Raw genomic sequence first — 18,794 nt, forward strand, 5'->3', positions numbered from 1 at the left:
AGATGATGTGTTTAGCAATGCCGGCACAAATTACTCAAATTCTTGAAAACGATAGAGCCATTATTCAATTGGGCGGTATCACCAAAGATATTTCAATAGCTCTGGTGAAAGAGGTTAACCTAGGGGATTATGTCATTATTCATGCAGGCTATGCATTAACTCGTCTGGACGAAGGTGAGGCTCAAAAAACTTTGAGTCTGTTTGCTGAAATGCTAAAGGAACAGAGCGAATGAAATACATTGAAGAGTTCCGAAATGCCAATTATGCAAAAGCTCTTGCTCATGAAATCAAAGCATTGGCCGATCCCAATCGTCAGTATCAGTTGATGGAGTTTTGTGGTGGTCATACTCATGCGATTCATCGTTACGGTATCCCGGATTTATTGCCGGATAATGTAGAGCTGATCCATGGTCCTGGTTGTCCTGTTTGTGTTTTACCTATGGCAAGAACCGATAAAGCAATCAGTCTTGCCAGGATGCCGAATGTGATTTTGTGCAGTTACGCGGATATGCTGCGAGTCCCCGGCTCTGGTCGACAAAGTCTTTTAACAGCCAAGGCCTCGGGTGCTGATGTCCGGATGATCTACTCCGTGGATGATGCGCTAAGAATTGCTCAGGAAAACCCGCTTAAGGAAGTGGTGTTTTTTGCCATTGGCTTTGAAACCACAACCCCTCCTACAGCCCTGGTGATTCAGCAGGCGAAACAATTAAACATCAGTAATTTTAGTGTTTTTTGTAATCACGTCCTTACTCCTGTTGCCATGGACAGCTTGTTGCAATCTGGGGAAGTAAATCTGGATGGATTTGTAGGGCCTGCTCATGTCAGCATTATTATAGGAAGCCAGCCCTATGAGGCGGTTTGCTCTACTTATAAGAAACCCATTGTCATTTCCGGATTTGAACCTTTGGATGTCTTGCATTCGATTTCGATGCTGCTTCGGCAAATTAATGAGGGTCGATGTGAGGTAGAGATTCAGTACGTACGAGCAGTGAATCGAGAGGGAAATCAGCGCTCTCAACAAATCATGGCGGAAGTTTTGGAATTACGAGATCAATTTGAGTGGAGAGGTCTGGGTTATATCCCCCATAGTGCTTTGCAAATTAAAGCCCAGTATGGGGAGTTTGATGCGGAACGGCGTTTTGACTTACCTGAAACTGAGGGAGAAGAACACAAGCAATGCCTTTGTGGCGATGTATTGCGTGGAATAAAAAAACCGAAGGAGTGTTCATTGTTTGCTAAAGCCTGTGTGCCAGAAAATCCTCTGGGTTCCTGCATGGTTTCATCGGAAGGAGCCTGTGCCGCTGTATATGCATACGGACGGGTGAATGCACTATGACAGAAGCCGTGCTTAGCCGAACCCATAAAGGCCCCAAACTGAATTTTAAGGATGGCTTAGTCAATTTAACTCATGGCAGTGGCGGTCGTGCCATGGCTCAGTTAATTGACCAACTGTTTTTACCTGCTTTTAATAATGAATGGTTAGGGCAAAAAAATGATCAAGCCTGTTTTGCGGTCTCATCAGGGCGTATGGTGATGACTACTGACGCCCATGTCATTTCTCCATTATTTTTTCCCGGGGGCGATATTGGTTCATTATCCGTGCATGGTACGATTAATGACATTGCAATGTCCGGTGCCAAACCGTTGTACTTGACTGCCAGTTTTATTCTTGAAGAAGGTTTCCCGCTGGTCGATCTAAAAAAAATAGTAGAGTCTATGGCCAGAGCTGCTAAAGAGGCGCAGGTCGCCATCATTGCCGGTGACACCAAAGTCGTTGAGCGAGGGAAGGGGGATGGTGTTTTTATTACTACGACCGGGATTGGGGTTGTGCCTGAGGGGATTTATATCTCCGGTGATCGTGCCAGGCCAGGTGATCGCGTTATTGTGAGTGGCTATATAGGCGATCATGGGGTTGCCATCATGGCGCATCGCAATAATTTGCAATTTCAAACTCAGGTTCAATCGGATACGGCTTCATTACATGGCCTGGTTTCACATATGGTACAAGCCGTGCCTGACATTCATTGCCTCCGCGATCCTACCCGTGGCGGACTTGCTACGACTTTAAATGAATTGGCACTTCAATCAGGAGTTGGATTGCTCATTGATGAATCGAGCATTCCAGTTCGAACAGAAGTAGCCAGTGCCTGCGAACTGTTGGGTCTGGATGCGTTGTATGCGGCTAATGAAGGAAAACTGGTAGTGATTTGCTCTTCGGAGCATGCCGAATTATTATTGACTGTAATGCGTTCCCATCCTCTGGGGGTCCATGCGGCAATCATCGGTGAGGTCATTGAAGATCCCCGACATTTTGTTCAGTTAAAAACAAAGCTAGGGGGAATGAGGACTATAGATTGGTTGATGGGTGAACAATTACCGAGGATTTGCTAGGTCGACTTATAAGGATTTTCCGCATGCACGATAAAAACAGTTATTTTTTACCCCATAACCGGTTGCAAGAATTATTGGATGCTTTGCATGGTGCAGGGTATTCCTGTATCGGTCCGCAAGTACGTGATCATGCCATAGTCTATGATGTCCTGACTCAGGCAGATCAATTGCCTTGGAGTCTTCGCGATCATCAAGCTCCCGGAGAATATCGGTTGGAACAAATCGAGGAACGCAAAGCCTTTGCTTTTGCCAACGGCCCTCAAGCCATCAAACCGATTTTATTTAAACCGCAGGAAACCTTATGGACTGTTGTTCGTAATGAAGAGGGTAAATTAGATTTTAAATCACACCATCCGAAGGAATCACCGGTTGCGATTATTGGCGCGCGTTCCTGTGATTTAGCCGCGATGCGTATTCAGGACAAAGTATTTGTTGAAGGCAGTAAACCGGATCCACGATATATGAAGAGAAGAGAACAATTATTTGTTGTTGCAGTCAACTGTACCTATTCTTCTGCGAATTGTTTTTGCGTTTCGGCAGGTACTGGACCAGAAGTTAAGGATCCTTTTGATATTCTTATGACTGAAGTTGATGATGGCTTTGTGGTAAGAACGGGCAGTAGGCGAGGTCAAGAAATTATTGATGCTTTAGTCTTGATTCAGGCACAAAAAGCACAATGCGCGAATGCGGCTGCTCAAGTTAAAAATGCCGGGGACATGCAAACCAAAAAGATACCTTTGGACAACCAAAAAGGGTTACGCGATTTATTGTTTGCCAATTTAAATCATTCTCGCTGGGAAGACGTTGCCGAGCGTTGTTTGTCCTGTGGAAATTGCACCTCGGTTTGCCCAACCTGTTTTTGTCACAGTGAAGTCGAAAAACCTGAGCTGGATGGTTCGAGCAGCGAACATCAAAGAGAATGGGATTCCTGTTTCACTACAGGACACAGCAATATAAACGGAACAGTCATCCGTAATGACACGCAAAAACAATATCGTCAATGGCTCACGCATAAAGTAGGAAGCTGGTTTGATCAGTTTGGAACCAGCGGATGTGTGGGGTGTGGACGATGTGCTACCTGGTGTCCTGTGGGTATTGATATTACAGAAGAACTGGCTGCCATCTCCGGGGAATCCAATGTGAGGATTAAAAAAAGTGATTAATACCTGTCCTGATCCTTATTTGCCTTATGAAGTTGAAATCGTTGATAGAATACAGGAATCAAATTCAATTTTTACATTACATCTGAGATTTGCTGACACAGATCTTCATCAACGCTACAGCTTTTATCCTGGGCAGTTCAATATGCTGTACCTCTATGGTGTGGGGGAAGTTGCTATATCCATTGTTTCTGATCCCAGAGAACAAAGCGTCCTTACTCATACAATTCGGGCTGTCGGTCGCGTAACACGGGCATTACAGCAATTGCAGATTGGGGATAGACTGGGTATTCGCGGCCCATATGGTCGAGGATGGCCACTCGAAGAAGTAAAAGGAAAAGACGTGGTTGTTCTAACCGGTGGCTTGGGATGTGCTCCTTCCATTTCAATTATTAATTATATTTTAGCGAGAAGAAAACACTACGGTCATCTCAGCATCTTGCAGGGGGTAAAGCATAGCGATGACTTTATCTTTCGAAAGCAATACGCCAAATGGCAGAAATCGCCTCACACTGAAGTACATATTGCCGCAGATCAGGCAGGCCCCAAATGGCCATGGAGTGTGGGTTATGTAACGGATATGATCGATAAAATACCTTTAAATCCAGAGCAGACCGTAGCGATGATGTGCGGGCCAGAGATGATGATGCATACTGCCATTAAAGTGCTTGGCGGAAAAGGGCTTTCCGACGACCAGATGTTTTTGAGTATGGAACGAAATATGGAATGCGGAATTGGGCAATGCGGCCATTGCCAGTATGGCGGACTTTTTGTCTGTAAGGATGGTCCTGTATTTGCTTATTCTCAAATTAAAGCTTTATTTAAAGAACCAGGGTTTTAATTTTTGACTGCTTGAGAATCCTATGAAGCCACGTGTTGCTGTACATAAATTTACATCCTGTGATGGATGCCAATTGGCCTTTTTAAATGCAGGAGAAGCCTTGCTGGCTTTGGCCGAATTGGTTGATCTGGTACATTTTGCTGAAGCAGGCACAGTAGATGTTGATGCAAGAGTTGATATTGCCTTTGTTGAGGGCAGTATTTCTACACCACATGAAGAAGAACGAATCAAAAAAATCCGGGAGCAAAGCAAATACATTATCACCATAGGCTCCTGCGCCACTACCGGAGGGATTCAGGCATTACGAAATAGTGCTGATACGGATGAATGGATGGCCAGCGTTTATGCCTCTCCCGAGTACATCAAGACCCTGAGTACATCCACTGCCATTTCTCAGCATATTCGTGTAGATTGGGAGCTTTGGGGATGTCCTGTGAATGGAAAGCAGGTATTGGAAGCTATTCGTTTTCTACTGTCGCATTCGATACCCCGCATAAAAAAAGATTCTGAGTGTATGGAGTGTAAGCGTAAGGGTAATGTGTGTGTTTTAATTACTAAAAAACAACCGTGTATGGGACCGGTAACTCAATTAGGTTGTGGCTCGCTTTGCCCTTCATTGGGGCGTGCCTGCTATGCCTGTTATGGACCTAAAGAAAACCCTAATACTACTTCTTTAGGAACGCGTTTTGAATCCTGGGGAATCAATAAAGAAGCGGTCTCAAGACAATTTTTACAGATTAATAATCAAGCGCCCGCCTTCAAAAAAGCAGGCAATTATTTTAAGGGAATTCGGATTATCAATGAGTAATAACGTATCGATTAATGTTCCTATACTGGCGCGAGTTGAAGGTGAGGGTGCACTGGAGCTGCATATTCGTGATAGCGAAATCGAAACATTAAAATTAAAAATTTATGAGCCACCACGATTGTTTGAGAAATTTCTGGAAGGGCGCAGTTACACAGAAGTATTGGATATTGTCGCCAGGATTTGTGGTATCTGTCCTGTAGCGTATCAAATGAGCGCAACTCAGGCGATTGAACAGTGTTTTTCGATACAACCCAGTCCCTGGGTGCGAACCATGCGTCGCTTGTTTTATTGTGGCGAGTGGCTGGAAAGTCATAGCATGCACATTCATTTTTTGGCTTTACCTGATTTTTTGGGGTTTAATTCAGTTCCTGAAATGGCTAAATACCATCCTGAAGAAGTGCGCAGAGGAATGCGTTTGCAAGCCTTTGGCAATGATTTAATTAAATTATTGGGTGGACGTTCGGTACATCCGGTAGGTGCTTGTGTCGGTGGTTTTTATAAAGCGCCTCAGCGTACAGAAATCAATTTAATGCTGGAAAAAGCCAGAGAGCGGGTGGCTGATTGTGTTGGATTAATTGAATGGCTTGCAACTCTTAAATTGCCAGATAATTCCCATGAGTTCACCTCAGTGTCTTTGTATCATCCCACTGAATATCCTATGAATGAAGGCCGGATTGTCTCTGATCACGGCTTGAACATCAGTATTGATGAGTTTAACGCGTACTTCACTGAGAATCAGGTTTCTTATTCAACCGCTTTGCATTGTTTGTTACAGAACAAGCCCTATTTGGTTGGCCCTTTGGCCAGGCTTAATAATTGTTTCGGACATCTTCCTGTACCTATTCATCTTTTGTTACAGGATCTGAATATTCATTTTCCTTCACGTAATATGTATCATTGCATTATTGCCCGCGCGGTTGAACTGTATTATGCAGTTCTTGAATCCATACGTATTTTGGAACAGTATGAACTCCCTGAATTGTCACATCCTGAAATAGTACCTCAAGCAGGAGTGGGCTTTGGGTGCACAGAGGCCCCCAGAGGGATGTTATGGCAGAATATAGCTTTGGATCACGAGGGTATACTCAGTTTCGCGCGTATAGTCCCTCCTACCAGTCAAAACCAGGCACGTATTGAGGAAGATTTGGGCATTTCTTTAAGACAGTTTGGGTTGAATAAAAGGGAAGATGAATTAAGACATTTTAGCGAAATGATCATTCGTAATTACGACCCCTGTATTTCATGCTCGACGCACTTTCTAAAGTTAACTGTAAATCGAACATGACGGATATAAAAGTACTTGGGATAGGCTCACCTTTTGGCGATGATCGGGCCGGTTGCATAGTTGCTGAACGCTTGAAACAGAGGGGGCTAATACATCGCAAGAGCAGTATGATCCTTATCGAAGCACATGACAGACCTGGTGTACGGTTACTTGAGTTAATGAGGCAAGCCAATAGAGTGTATTTGATCGATGCCATTCAGTCAGGTAACCCTCCAGGAACGATTCATCGTTTTCACAATGAAGAAATTTTCGAGCTCAATGCTATGCTTTCTACTCATGACATGGGCGTCGCGCAGACACTTGCTCTGGGGCGTAGCCTCGGTGAATTGCCTGAGCACATCATTTTGTACGGGATAGAGATTGGGGATATTGAATATCATACCGGATTTTCAGAACCTGTAGAACGGGCAATCAATGAAACTACAGTCTTATTGGAGCAAGAACTTTTAAATGAGTTGCCTCTTTTTTAGGTATTTACAATCTCTTTGTCGTTACAAAGAGATTGTATAAGAGCAGGGTGTGGGCTTTTAATTTGGCTGAGTGCATTTACATCGAGCATTTCCATTTTCATCGCAGTAACAACCACAACCATGTCCCGGGCAGTTAATTTCGTCAGAAGCTTTTGCGCCGGTACAGTCGCTGACATTGCAATCATCGGCAAGCACAACGGAAGGAGCAAAGGAAAGCGATAAAGCCAAAAACAGTGATTTGATATAGGTGTTCATAAAGAGGACTCCTCTTGGTAATTATCCAAGATATGAATTAGACAATACTACAACAATTCATATTCTTCCCAATTCAGTATAGTTTAAATTTTAAACATCCCTCCAATATCTTCCTGTTTGGCATTTTGTTGCATATTCTTTATCATAAATAACATTTCATCGATGTTGATGGCGCTGAACATCAACCCGAGCGCTTGCTTTTTATCCTCTTCTGATTGTGAATTTTTAAATTCATTCATAGCAGACACCAGGATTGGAAGAGGGTTTGCGTCTCGCAATGCGGGCATAATTTGTGTTTCTTCAACAAACAAATGCTGTACATAATGAGCAATAAACTCATTGAAGCTGAGGTAAAACAGGTTACCTAATTCATGACATAATAATCGGTCTTGACATTCACAAGTTATTCGGAACATCTGCTCAAGTTTTTGAATTTCTTTTTCTAGTTGTTCATGCTCTTTTTCAATAGACAGATGCCCATTGGATCCTGTCAAGAGCGGATGGATGTAGGTGTCTTCATGTAAAGAGTGATTTCTTAGCAAATTCATCAAATCAGCATATTGCTCAATGAACGGTTTTCTTCTGTCTTTATCAAAAAAATCAGTTTGTCCCGCAAGCACAGCAGTATCAAATAAAGCTTTTCTAATGGCTTTATGAATCGTGGTATAAAAACTGAATTGTGGCATTGTCGAGCGTAACGAATAATTATTAATAATCCACGCAGCTAAGGTAAAGCCAATTTCATGAGGGTAATCTTCAGCGTGATTGTATGCACCTGGTCCTAACAGACAGGGCGTTACTGCATGTGCTTGTTGTACGAATTGTTCAGCAGCTTCTTTAGTGAAAAAGGCGGCAGGATCTGTATAAAAAAATAATTGCGGGATGGTTGTTTGTTTCATCCAGGAATAATTGGCATCAACAAGCCTCACAACATCGGCTGGATTATTCTCTATTGGTAATTCCTGAGGAGCTTTCCAGGCTGCTTTTCGTCGTTCTATTGCTTGAAAAGGACGAATGTAATTGTTTTTCTCTTCAGGAGAAAGTTCGCGCATCGATGCATTGACAAAAATTTGTTCAAGAAACATATTTTGATTCACAATGAGTTCCCAGCCGTCCGTGGAGCGAAATGTCTTAAACAGTTCCTGAGCTGCTGGGTTATTGGGATTAAAATCCTCCCAATTGTTCCATGCTCCCAACATGGGCTCCAGGTAGCTTAATCCTCTAACATTGTGTTCATGCTCTTTAGCGTAAGCGATGCCTAGTGTTGCTCCCCAACTGTGACCGACAATTAAAATATCCTTTAAATCGAGTTGTTCGATAAATTCAGTCAGATAGGCTAAATGGTCTGCAACAGAATATTCGATATCAGGGGAGTCCGATTTCCCATGACCAATGAGGTCCAGGGCAATGCAGCGTCCATAAGCTTTAAGATGAGGAATAATGTTTCGCCACAGATACGATGAAGACGGCATGCCATGCAGGAACAAAATGGGTCTGCCTTCACCTTCTTCAATGTAATGTAAATTTGACCCCTTAATTTTTATAAAATGGGATTGAAAGGGGTAAAGTGCACTTATCGATTGGTTGTTTTGCATCATCGAGTTTCTCCATAGAATTGAGTGATATGAATCAGAGAGTTCATAATGCGATAATTGAATAAGTTCGTATTGTAAAAATGCGACAAAATGTACTCTTCGAATTCCCGCGGTCATGGCCGCGGGATCTAATCTTTCAGAGTTGTTATATCGCAGTCATACCTGGGATATTCAATGAGTAGATTTTGGTTGGTTTTTTAATGATTTGGAGAGGATAAAGTTGCGAGCAACTCTTTGTTACGCTGTGTAGCTTGCCCATACAATTCAAAGGGGTGAGGCTAAAAAAAATGGATCCCGCGGTCATAGCCGCGGGAATTCGAGGCTTAGATTTTGCTCACATTTGAATTGAAATCCCATGGTTATGTAGCGGGAATTTGAAGAGTAAACCTTGTTCACAAATCCACCGAATTCCCGCGGCTATGAGCGCGGGATCTATGATGGTGGCATTGACGTATTAGATCCCACTGTCTTCGCCGCGGGGTTTCGAAATGCAGCATGTACTCACATATCGTGCGAATTCCCGCGGCTATGAGCGCGGGATCCATGATGGTGGCATTGACGTATTAGATCCCAAAGTCTTCGCTGCGGGGTTTCGAAATGCAGCATGTACTCACATTTCATGCGAATTCCCGCGGCTGTGACCGCGGGATCCCATGTTTTAGCACAGCCATCCTGGTTCTGCGATCAAATCCGTTGGTCGTGGGCAAGATGTGATCAAGAGACAGTGCAGCGTTCGGGTTCGGGATGACGTGGAGGGGAGTGTAGGTGATCATTCATTACAAGCAAAGCTCAAATAAATTTCAAGGACATCGCCTGAATAGAACTAAATTCGCTATTTGAGCAGTAGAGTTGTATAATAATAAATCTATTAGTTATTTTGATATATGTATTTTCCAGAGTCTGTAGATGCAAGTATTACCTCTGTCCGAACTGTTACATCCTGTTTTGTCTTCTCTTGTTAAGAGTATTGCGATTGATTCTGCAGAAGAACAAAATAACATTATACCCTACAGGGTAATGCCTGATTTGTATGTCGTTATGGGTTTTCAATATTCGGGTTCTTTATTGTTACTTCAGGAAGGCAAGCAAATCAAACTGGATAGGTGTGGTCTGAGTGGACTGCAGACGCAGTATAAAGATTATCAGTATTCAAGTGGTATTACCCGAACATTGTTGATCACCTTTTATCCATGGGCTGTCCCATTATTGTTTCATGAGTCTGCAAGCGTTTTGACGAATAAGGCACTTAATGTGGCTGATATTTTCGGTACAATGCTTCAAGACATTCTTGAAGAACAGCTTTTGTCTTTGCAAACAGTCGATGAAATTGTGCCAGCACTGGAAGTATTTTTTAGTGGTTTGTGTCCCCATATGGGTAGGCGTGTCGATGAGCGGTTTATTATGCAGACCAAACGAATAATGACTCTTGGCGTGAACACTAATGTGACTGATTTGGCTCATGATTTTGGGTACACCAAAAGGACTCTGGAACGGCGGTTTAAGGATTATATTGGGATCAGCCCACAAAAATTTTTGCTCACGAAACGATTCCAAAATACCTTAACGTATTTACGCAACGGGATCAGTTGGGAGGCTATTATGGAACGCAGCAATTATTATGATCAGGCTCACTTTATTCATGAATTTAAAGCTTTTTCTGGATTAACTCCCTCACAAAGTTATGACCACACCCTGGATTCACACGATTCATTGTGATGAATTAACGCACGCAGAGTGTCAGTAATAAAAAAACAGGTGTTCCAAATTCGATGAATTTAAATGATAATGATTCTCATTTTCATTTAAGGTATCATTCATCGTGTCCGTATTATGGCCAAATTCTATTGGATAACCTGGATTAGTACATTAGTCATGATGTGTAGTTTTATGAATTGCGCTGATTCTGCAAGTCGTTTGTTTGACCATCAAAATGTTTCTTATGATGGGCATCTGTTTTTTAATGCGACTAACTCGGCTGCTCAGGGTGAACGGTATTTGCTCAATCAGCAATTATCCAATATCAAATTAGGCTCTGAATGGCGGGTGACGGACTGGAATAAAGTAAACGCTTTATTGATATACAACACAGTACCTACTCCCATTGCACCGTCACTTTATTTTGAACAGCTTTTTGACACCTTTACTCTGTATCCTTCTCAATTTTTTTTCGAAGCAGGAAAAAAATGGCTCGTTTTTGGGCGTTATAAAAATGATCTTATTTATAAACCTTTAACCAAGGCACTTGGGCAAATCAATGAAGTCACTACAGTATTCAGTTATGAAAATTCGATTTATGCCAATGTTTCGTTTTTTGAGCCTTATTCACGAATAAAGTCTTCATCTTTACCTGTGTATTACAATTTAAATATTGGAGTTCGTGATGCGCATTATGATGTTGGCGGCAGTTACTTGCGCTCCTTCGCTGAAACTCAATTATCTCAATACAACAAAGGATTCGGAGGATTTTTATCTCAGCGTATTCGCAGTGATGTACCGGGATTTTCTGGTTATGTGAATCTGTACAATAAAAAATGGAGTGCGTATCTCACTGCTGTGATGGCCCTGCGTCCTTTTGCTAAGGAGGATTTGAGTTACAATAATAAAGGGGCTCAACCTAAGGCATTCAGTATACAGACTGCTTATGAATTGAAAATTAATACTATCCCGTTTAAAATAATTGGGTTTTATGATCATTCCTCTCAGGCGTTGGCATTAAGACTTCCTAAACAACGAGTTGGGGTTGGTTTTTCATTCAATCCATACCGTTATTTGAGTCTGCAGTTTCAATATTTTAAGGACTATGGCTATCCCGCTAACGCTATAGCCTCAGGATTGAATCGATGGGTTGTTGGAAATTCGGTTCAGGTCAATAATTTTGCCATGCAAGCTGTCGTCAATTTTTAAGTGGATCTTTGGCCTGTACACACAGAGGAAGCAAAGGGTCAACACGCTTTAAATTAGATAAATTAATTGTTGCAAATGAGAATCATTATCATTTATAGTGTATTTAATTCAGTTTATTATGGATAAATACAATGAAAGTGAAGGTGAACATGTATCAGGAAGTAAATCATCCATTGCATACATTACTCATTGAGAAAGGTCTGCATCACGCGCCAGAAAAGCTGGATACGTTTATTGAAACAGCTTATCAGGATTGTTTTTCAAGACTTCAGCATGCCGCTCTAAGTGAGCATTTAATTAAACGCAAATACCCAGTATGTTCTATTCATCACTATCTGAATCTATTGAAAAATCAGCAAAAAACTGCCAATCAATTGGATTTATTTGATCGCTGGAGTGGCTTGGAGCAAGAACTGGAAGAGAGCATATTAAATCAGGCTTTTGCTCTCGTGTATCGTCATCATTGGCAACAGACTCTAAAAATTCGAGCAAGAAACCATTCCACCTTATGGGCTTGGTTAATGGAGCATTATGACCGACAGGGAGTGATGGATTTTCTGGAGCAGTGGGGTTGTACAGGCCATCCTTATCATCCCAATTTTCGCGCGAAAAAAGGATTCAGCTCCAATGAGGTCATTCGCTATTCACCTGAATTTAATACCCAGGTAAACATACATTGGGCGGCAATCCATTACTCAGTGGCTTTTACCTCAATAGATGAACTAAACTACCGATTGCTGTTCGCGAATCAATTTCCCAGGGAGTTTCAAAACTGGAATCAGATACTCCTTTCGATGCAACTAAATCCTGATCATTATTTGCCATTACCGGTGCATCCCTGGCAATGGAATAATAAATTAAAAACATTGTGCTCTTCCCTAATTGACTCAAGGCGATTCATCATTATTCCTGATATTCAAAATACCAGGCCTTCAATGTCGTTTCGTACCATGATGCCAGCAGGAGCGAATAAACCTCATTTAAAATTAGCGGTTGGTGTGCATACGACTTCGGCAATGCGTACCGTTTCTCCTGCGTCAGTATATAATTCTTCAATTCTTTCAACATGGCTTAGTGAGTTATTGGCACAGCACCATAACTTTGGAGGTGCTTTGTACATTGCCAGAGATTTGGCTGGGATTAATGTCTCAGATCAGTCCATTTCTGAGCAGGATAGGAAACATGCAGCCATGTTGGTTCGTGAAAATCCATTGAACCATACGGATGAATCGCAATACTTGATTCCTTTGGCAGCAATGTTTGCCACGTCTCCAATCAGTCATACTCCATTATTAATTGAATTAATCCAAAGCAGTACACTAAATCCCAGAGCATACTTTTCTGTATATTGTCATTGTGTCTTGGCTGGACAATTGTATTTATTATTACGTTACGGTATTGCCCTGGAAGCCCATCAACAAAACACGCTCATTATGATCCAAAATAATCGACCTGTAGGACTGGTCATCAGGGATTTGGGCGGGATAAAAATTTGTCTTCATGAACTGTATCATCACGTAACCAAGCCAGATTTACATCCGGTGTCCACAATTACTTGTTCTGAGTTGAACGGTTTGTCTCAAACATTCATCCATGGAAATTTTTTAAGTAATCTGACCCCTTGGGTTAAGAGTTTAAATGCTGTTTATGGCTATCCTGTTGATCAACTGTGGCTTCAGGTTCGGACAATACTAAAAGGCTTGTTAGAGCATTATCGAGAGGAGATTCATCCCACTGTTTATCGCTGGCATTATCAGCAATTATTGAGCATGCCCTGGCAACATAAAAGTCTGTTGACCATGAGACTGAATCAGGATCAGGATGAGCTGAACTACTTTTCTCTTGATAATCCGTTGAGCGATTTTAATGATTAAGTCAGTGCAAAGTACCCTTTTATTGGGGCAGTTTTTTATGATCCTGGCTTTGGAAATGACCAACCCATTTCTTCCTTTGTTGATTGCTTCCCAAAGTCATGTGTCTGTGGATGAGCGAGTATTCTACAGCACATTGAGTTTTATCCTTCCAATGATGGCCAACATTTTAGTTGCACCTTTCTGGGGTAGGGTCGCTGATCGTTTTGGCTATAAACCGATGCTTCTTCGTGCTTGCTGGGCTTTAGTAGTGACTCAGGCAAGTATGCTCTGTGTTCACTCCGTTGAGTGGGTATTGGTGATCCGCATCCTGCAGGGAGCGTTTGCCGGATTTATTGTTGCTTTGCAAACCTATGCACTGAGTCTTTGTGAATGGCGAAGTAAAGGCAGGCAATTATCCCGACTGCAATCAACTAAAGCAATGGCTACGGCAATTGCCGGTTTTGTTGGCGGAATAATATTGACGTTCGCTGATTATCAAGGCTTGTATGGTATAGCAAGCCTTGTGTGTTTAAGTATAACCTTGCTGATGCAATTTTGTTTACCCCCGTCAACTAAAAATAATGTACCTCATCGACCAGTAACAACCTCTTCACTTTCAGGTTCCAGAAGTATTTTTTATTTATTGTGTTTCTTAATTTCATTGACTCAAATAGCCAAATTCCTGCCAGAACCCGGTTTTTCACTCTATTTGCATCATTCGCTTACTGATAATTTAATGATGATTGGTTTGCTCTACTCAATGCCAGCTGTTGGAATGTTGTTGAGTTCGGAATGGTGTGGTCGTCAGTTTGATCGCTGTCGTAATCATCGGGAACTGGTCAATCAGTATTTGATACGTTACAGCGTGTTGGGTATGGTTCTAATGATAATGCAGGCTTTTATCAGCAATTTTTTCCTATTTGTTGCCCTTCGCGTCCTTTGGGGTGTGGTTCTTGCTGCGTTACTGCCCGCTTTGTTTGCTTTGTGCTCCGATCGTGCTGTCTTGCCTGGTTATGCTTTGGGTATTGCCAATTCCTTCGCCAAAACAGGCAATCTGATTGGGTTGTTATTGGGCGGATTGCTAGCTGATTCCATTTCCTATCCGTTAATCTTTTTGGTCATTGCTGCTGTTTATGGGCTATTTGCTCTTTCCGTTATGCTGTTTCAAGTGGCGTCTCCTGTACACATCCAGGATGAATCCCGTTCCTATGGTGAAGCGACGACATGAAAAAAAGTGCTTTATTAATGGTATTATTGACCTGGTTTCTAGGGAATATGGACATTCATTTTCTTACTCCATCACTGCCCGCATTGGCAGACTATTTCTCGGTGGGAGCCCCTATGGCACAACTGACCGTAAGTCTGTTTTTGTTGGGGAAAGCGCTGAGCATGGTGATCTGGGGACTAGTTTCTGATTATTATGGCAGAAAATCAGTATTTATTGGTGGGTTGATTCTCTTTGTTTCCAGTAACTTGATGGCGTCAATCAGTTCTTCAATTTACTTTCTTTTGTTATGCCGTTTTGTTCAAGGTATTGCAGTCGGTGCAACTTTGTTAATGGGGCGGGCTATGATAAATGATACTCAGAATGAGCAAAATGCCACTCGATATTTTGCCTGGTTATTTACTTTGGCAGGTGTGTTTATTTGTTTTCTCTCTTTGTTTGGCGGGCTTATAAACAGTTACTGGAGTTGGCGAGTTGCCTTGTTGATTATTGCTGCTTATGGTCTGCTTTTATTGCTCTTAAGTGGGTGTTTAGTAGAAACAAAGCCGCAAAATTTAGTGCCACAGGGTTTAAAAAAGAGCATGCTTCTGGTTTTTAGACATCCTGTCTTTGTCAGCTATTTAATGATTTCCGCGTTGATGATGGCTGGAGAATCTGCTTTTAATACCAGCGCCTCGTTTATTCTTATCAAGGGTGCTCATTTTACCAGTACGGAATATGGAACAATTAAAACAATTATGGCCATTATGCATTTATTAGGTACTGCATGCTGCGGTCTGATGGTCAGCTCTTATCAAAGCGTGCAATTGACTGCCCTGGGCGTTCGTTTATTTGCTTTGTCAGCTGTGTCCATGTGGCTATTTTCCTTCACTTCAGACAATATAATCCTTAGTTTTGTTATCCCAATGATGGCCTATTATTTTGGTACGGGATTTATCGTCGCTTCAGCTACCGCATCGGTTGTACGGCCTTTTCCTAAACAAATGGCCATGGCTTTGGCGCTTACCTTGTTTTGTCAGTTTAACTGCTCTGCATTATTCAGTTTTATAACGAGTTTGATGGGGGTTGAGCGCGTTGAGTCTTTTATGATGGTACTGAGTTTGATTAGTGTGTTGAGTTTAATATCCTTAAAGTGTCTTCGCGTGATGTCTCCACGCCAAAAGTTTGCTTTGAACTGATGGCGTTTGGTTATGCTCTCAATTACTTGCTTAATTGCTGGTTCATTTGCGAATTTAGGGTTTCCAGTTCTTGATCAAATTGTTCCAGCTTTTTAGCTGAAGTGGTTTTTACTGCTTCTTTATTATCAAAGAACGTGCCTTTAAACCCATTAGGAGTTGCCAAACCAATGGCTAAGGCCGGAATAATCGTTAATGCTGAAATGACTCCCAATACTGCTCTGATGAATTGTGGAAAGTTATGCCAACCACGATGTTGTGCCAATATGGGTTTGGCATTTTCAAGAGCCTGCTTGCACACTTTATTAAATTTTTGCAGTGATTCGGATGTAATGTCGTGATTAAAAAACTGGTTTCTTGCCTTGTTTAATTTATTGTTTAATTTGTGAATAGTATGGTACAAGACTGCGTTATTAGCGTTTTTTTGAGCAAGTCGGTGCATTTTTGATTGAAGTTGTTCTAATTTGGCATTAAATTGTTCTTGAAAAGGAAGTGCCTGGGCACGTAAATTGTTTTGGGCTAATTGATGATGGGCTCGAATTGAATCGTCTTCGCTAAAATCTTGCTTTAAATCAGGACAATGTTTCAATAAAATCCTAATTAATTTTAAATCTCCATTGTCTATTGCTTGGGTAAGATGATTTTTTGTAAAAAGATCTTTGTATGATGGATTTACTGAAAATTGACGATCCAAACTTTGGTAGTAGTTTGTAAATAGTGTTTTAAAGAGAGCTGCCTTTTCTGGCTCTTGTGTAGTTAACTGTTCTGCCCATTGTCTGGCAGTTCTGCCTCCCAAAGCTATTTCTCCTGTTTTGTGAATATAATTTGGAGGAACAATAGTTCTTGAATGAATATTGGCGCCTGCCGTAATTAACAGTGAAGCCGCTTCAATTTGTCCCATTCTGCATGCCCAAAGAAAGGCGGTTTGTTTCATGGTATCTTCATATTCAAGCAGCTCCGGTCGTTGTAGCAAGATGAGCTTGATCAGATTCAAATCACCACTTTGAGCGGCCTTTATCAATGCTTCTCCTTCAATATACCGGGCATATTCAGGATCTTTTTTGAGAAAAATTTGAATTAAATGGGTGGGGATGGGGTTTTGTTTTAGGGCTGCACTAATGGCTTTTGAGGAGCATTCTAACTGGCTGTGTTCAATTAGGAGCGCAGCTTGGGTGTATTGATTATTGGTAATCGTTTCGGTTATAAGTTGTATTGCCTGATTATTTGAAAGATCGGGAATCAGCGGGATTAAAACACTGGGTTCTAATTTTTCTTTCAACATTCTATTGAGTAATGCCCTGACATTCTTAAACGCAACTGCATGTTTCACATAGTCATGACGGTTTTTATAAAAATGTTCAAAATGAAGAGCAGAGGCTTGTTGTTGCTGCTCTGGACTGTTTAGGTTACTGTCTTCGGTAATCGGTACTATGCTCCAGCAAAGGCGCCCACCCATGACCAGATAATGAGTGTTGTGAACAGTTTCAGCTGTGCAGGCCAATCGTAACTCATCATAATGGTCTGCATCAATGTGATGAATTGAGATTTCAAATGTGGCATCAATTATTGATTGATATTCTTCATCCGAGAGTTGAAACTCCTCAGATATGATTCTTTTGAATTCTTTTTCATCGGTGCATAGAGTGGTTATCAACTGGTTTAATTGTTCTGGATCCTGGATGAAATCAATAAAAGATTTTGCAATTTCTTTATTTTTTAATCTGAGCTCCAGGATGCATAAATAGAGAAAGGTCTGTAATATGAATAATTTGTAGGTTGATTTTTTATTTTCCCGGTAGTTATGGGGATCTGGATGGTTTTCTTCATATTGATTTACCGCATTTTGGTAGATAGTTTCAAAAGATTTTTGCTGAATTGATGGTGATTCTTTAAGAATGTTTGCATTATTAAATACAAATTCTATAGCTTCGAATAGTTCCTTATCGCTCCAATCATTTAAATCGTCATCTGTATCGATGAGATAGCCAAAATTTTCTTCCATGTCTTCAAATACGTCAGAAGTGCGATCAGCTAAGGAGCTGTCTTTTGTTTGCAAGTACCGGTACATTTTAACAAACAGTTCTTTAGGGCTTTTATTTTCTGTTCTATTCAGATAATCGCGAATGTTGGTTATTTGTTGTATGGCCTCGGGAATTAAATCGAGTCGATTTTTTATTGCGGGTGCTTTAATTTGGGACAGTGCATCAAGATAGTCATCGATCACAATTTTAGGTATGAGTTTGCGGGTTGGATCTTCACCCGAGTTTGTCAGATTCAAGATATTGGGTAAACTTAATGTCCTGGCACTATCCGGTTTTACTTTAACAATAAATTCTCCTTTGGCCACTAAAAGGTCTTCTCCATGCTCGAGATCGGATTTCATTGCTCCATAACCGGGATTACCCGTTTGAAAAGTGTCGGCTTGTTTACTTAATTCATTCAGGTTTTCTATTAATGTGGATAAAAATTTTTGCTTTTTGGGAGGTAGTTTCTTATTCGAGAGTAACTGGTTTAAATCTCTAATCAGATTAGGGAATTGGGTTTTGAATGTATCGGAGTTCCCTGAGAATAATCCTCCAAAGAATTTTTTTCTCTCCAGATCTGCTTTACAGGTGTTATCGCCAAATAAATGAAGCGCCATTGTTTTATCACCAGTTTTTGACATAGCTCCGGTAATTTTTTGTGCCCCGGTTAATGGAATAATAATGGTGAGCTCACCTGCTTTATCTATGTGGAGAAATGGATATTTTTGGAAAATTCGAAATAAATTATCTTTAAAAGAAATCATAGAGCGGGCTCTTGAATTTAGATAACTACATTATAGATAGCGGA

The 18,794-nt window shown here is 41.3% G+C and carries 16 protein-coding genes; 13 read left to right on the plus strand and 3 right to left on the minus strand.

Features of this window, described 5'->3' with window-relative positions; translation table 11 throughout:
• Window positions 1–2: 2 nt before the first annotated feature.
• Genes ELY21_RS10185 through ELY21_RS10220 form a run of 8 tightly spaced genes read left to right on the plus strand, consistent with a single transcriptional unit; the run spans window position 3 to window position 6,955 of the window.
• Window positions 3–233, plus strand: coding sequence for a HypC/HybG/HupF family hydrogenase formation chaperone (locus tag ELY21_RS10185; RefSeq protein WP_233588701.1), 231 nt, complete (start codon window positions 3–5; stop codon window positions 231–233).
• Window positions 230–1,336, plus strand: coding sequence for a hydrogenase formation protein HypD (gene hypD, locus ELY21_RS10190; RefSeq protein WP_127109181.1), 1,107 nt, complete (start codon window positions 230–232; stop codon window positions 1,334–1,336). The genes ELY21_RS10185 and hypD overlap by 4 nt, the downstream gene beginning before the upstream one ends.
• Window positions 1,333–2,391, plus strand: coding sequence for a hydrogenase expression/formation protein HypE (hypE, locus tag ELY21_RS10195; RefSeq protein WP_127109183.1), 1,059 nt, complete (start codon window positions 1,333–1,335; stop codon window positions 2,389–2,391). Before hypD ends, hypE begins: the two co-directional genes overlap by 4 nt.
• A gap of 23 nt (window positions 2,392–2,414) precedes the next feature.
• The gene (locus ELY21_RS10200; protein ID WP_127109185.1) at window positions 2,415–3,554 is read left to right on the plus strand and encodes a 4Fe-4S dicluster domain-containing protein; all 1,140 of its coding nucleotides are present in this window, start codon (window positions 2,415–2,417) and stop codon (window positions 3,552–3,554) included.
• A complete protein-coding gene (locus ELY21_RS10205) occupies window positions 3,547–4,392 on the plus strand; it encodes an FAD/NAD(P)-binding protein (RefSeq protein WP_127109187.1) in 846 nt (281 codons plus the stop codon). Before ELY21_RS10200 ends, ELY21_RS10205 begins: the two co-directional genes overlap by 8 nt.
• Before the next feature lie 22 nt (window positions 4,393–4,414).
• On the plus strand, window positions 4,415–5,200 hold the full coding sequence (locus ELY21_RS10210; RefSeq protein WP_127109189.1) for a sulfhydrogenase subunit delta: 786 nt from the start codon (window positions 4,415–4,417) through the stop codon (window positions 5,198–5,200).
• Window positions 5,193–6,485, plus strand: a complete 1,293-nt coding sequence (locus ELY21_RS10215; RefSeq protein ID WP_127109191.1) for a Ni/Fe hydrogenase subunit alpha — start codon at window positions 5,193–5,195, stop codon at window positions 6,483–6,485. Before ELY21_RS10210 ends, ELY21_RS10215 begins: the two co-directional genes overlap by 8 nt.
• Window positions 6,482–6,955, plus strand: coding sequence for a hydrogenase maturation protease (locus ELY21_RS10220; protein WP_127109193.1), 474 nt, complete (start codon window positions 6,482–6,484; stop codon window positions 6,953–6,955). Before ELY21_RS10215 ends, ELY21_RS10220 begins: the two co-directional genes overlap by 4 nt.
• 57 nt (window positions 6,956–7,012) lie before the next feature.
• Here ELY21_RS10220 and ELY21_RS10225 read toward each other — a convergent pair whose 3' ends face one another.
• The gene (locus tag ELY21_RS10225) at window positions 7,013–7,210 is read right to left on the minus strand and encodes a hypothetical protein (RefSeq protein WP_127109195.1); all 198 of its coding nucleotides are present in this window, start codon (window positions 7,208–7,210) and stop codon (window positions 7,013–7,015) included.
• A gap of 83 nt (window positions 7,211–7,293) precedes the next feature.
• The gene (locus ELY21_RS10230; RefSeq protein WP_158618546.1) at window positions 7,294–8,808 is read right to left on the minus strand and encodes a haloalkane dehalogenase; all 1,515 of its coding nucleotides are present in this window, start codon (window positions 8,806–8,808) and stop codon (window positions 7,294–7,296) included.
• Window positions 8,809–9,711: 903 nt separating this feature from the next.
• Here ELY21_RS10230 and ELY21_RS10235 point away from each other — a divergent pair.
• The 5 genes from ELY21_RS10235 (at window position 9,712) to ELY21_RS10255 (ending at window position 15,965) form a co-directional block, all read left to right on the plus strand.
• Window positions 9,712–10,521, plus strand: coding sequence for an AraC family transcriptional regulator (locus tag ELY21_RS10235; protein ID WP_127109199.1), 810 nt, complete (start codon window positions 9,712–9,714; stop codon window positions 10,519–10,521).
• Window positions 10,522–10,635: 114 nt separating this feature from the next.
• Window positions 10,636–11,709, plus strand: coding sequence for an LbtU family siderophore porin (locus tag ELY21_RS10240; protein WP_233588702.1), 1,074 nt, complete (start codon window positions 10,636–10,638; stop codon window positions 11,707–11,709).
• A gap of 131 nt (window positions 11,710–11,840) precedes the next feature.
• Window positions 11,841–13,583, plus strand: coding sequence for an IucA/IucC family siderophore biosynthesis protein (locus ELY21_RS10245; RefSeq protein WP_127109201.1), 1,743 nt, complete (start codon window positions 11,841–11,843; stop codon window positions 13,581–13,583).
• Window positions 13,576–14,790, plus strand: a complete 1,215-nt coding sequence (locus ELY21_RS10250; RefSeq protein WP_127109203.1) for an MFS transporter — start codon at window positions 13,576–13,578, stop codon at window positions 14,788–14,790. The genes ELY21_RS10245 and ELY21_RS10250 overlap by 8 nt, the downstream gene beginning before the upstream one ends.
• Window positions 14,787–15,965, plus strand: a complete 1,179-nt coding sequence (locus ELY21_RS10255; RefSeq protein WP_127109205.1) for an MFS transporter — start codon at window positions 14,787–14,789, stop codon at window positions 15,963–15,965. The genes ELY21_RS10250 and ELY21_RS10255 overlap by 4 nt, the downstream gene beginning before the upstream one ends.
• A gap of 22 nt (window positions 15,966–15,987) precedes the next feature.
• Here ELY21_RS10255 and ankF read toward each other — a convergent pair whose 3' ends face one another.
• On the minus strand, window positions 15,988–18,750 hold the full coding sequence (ankF, locus tag ELY21_RS10260) for a Dot/Icm T4SS effector AnkF/LegA14/Ceg31 (protein WP_127109207.1): 2,763 nt from the start codon (window positions 18,748–18,750) through the stop codon (window positions 15,988–15,990).
• Window positions 18,751–18,794: the final 44 nt, after the last annotated feature.

Source organism: Legionella sp. km535, assembly GCF_003990085.1.
Lineage (GTDB): Bacteria > Pseudomonadota > Gammaproteobacteria > Legionellales > Legionellaceae > Legionella > Legionella moravica.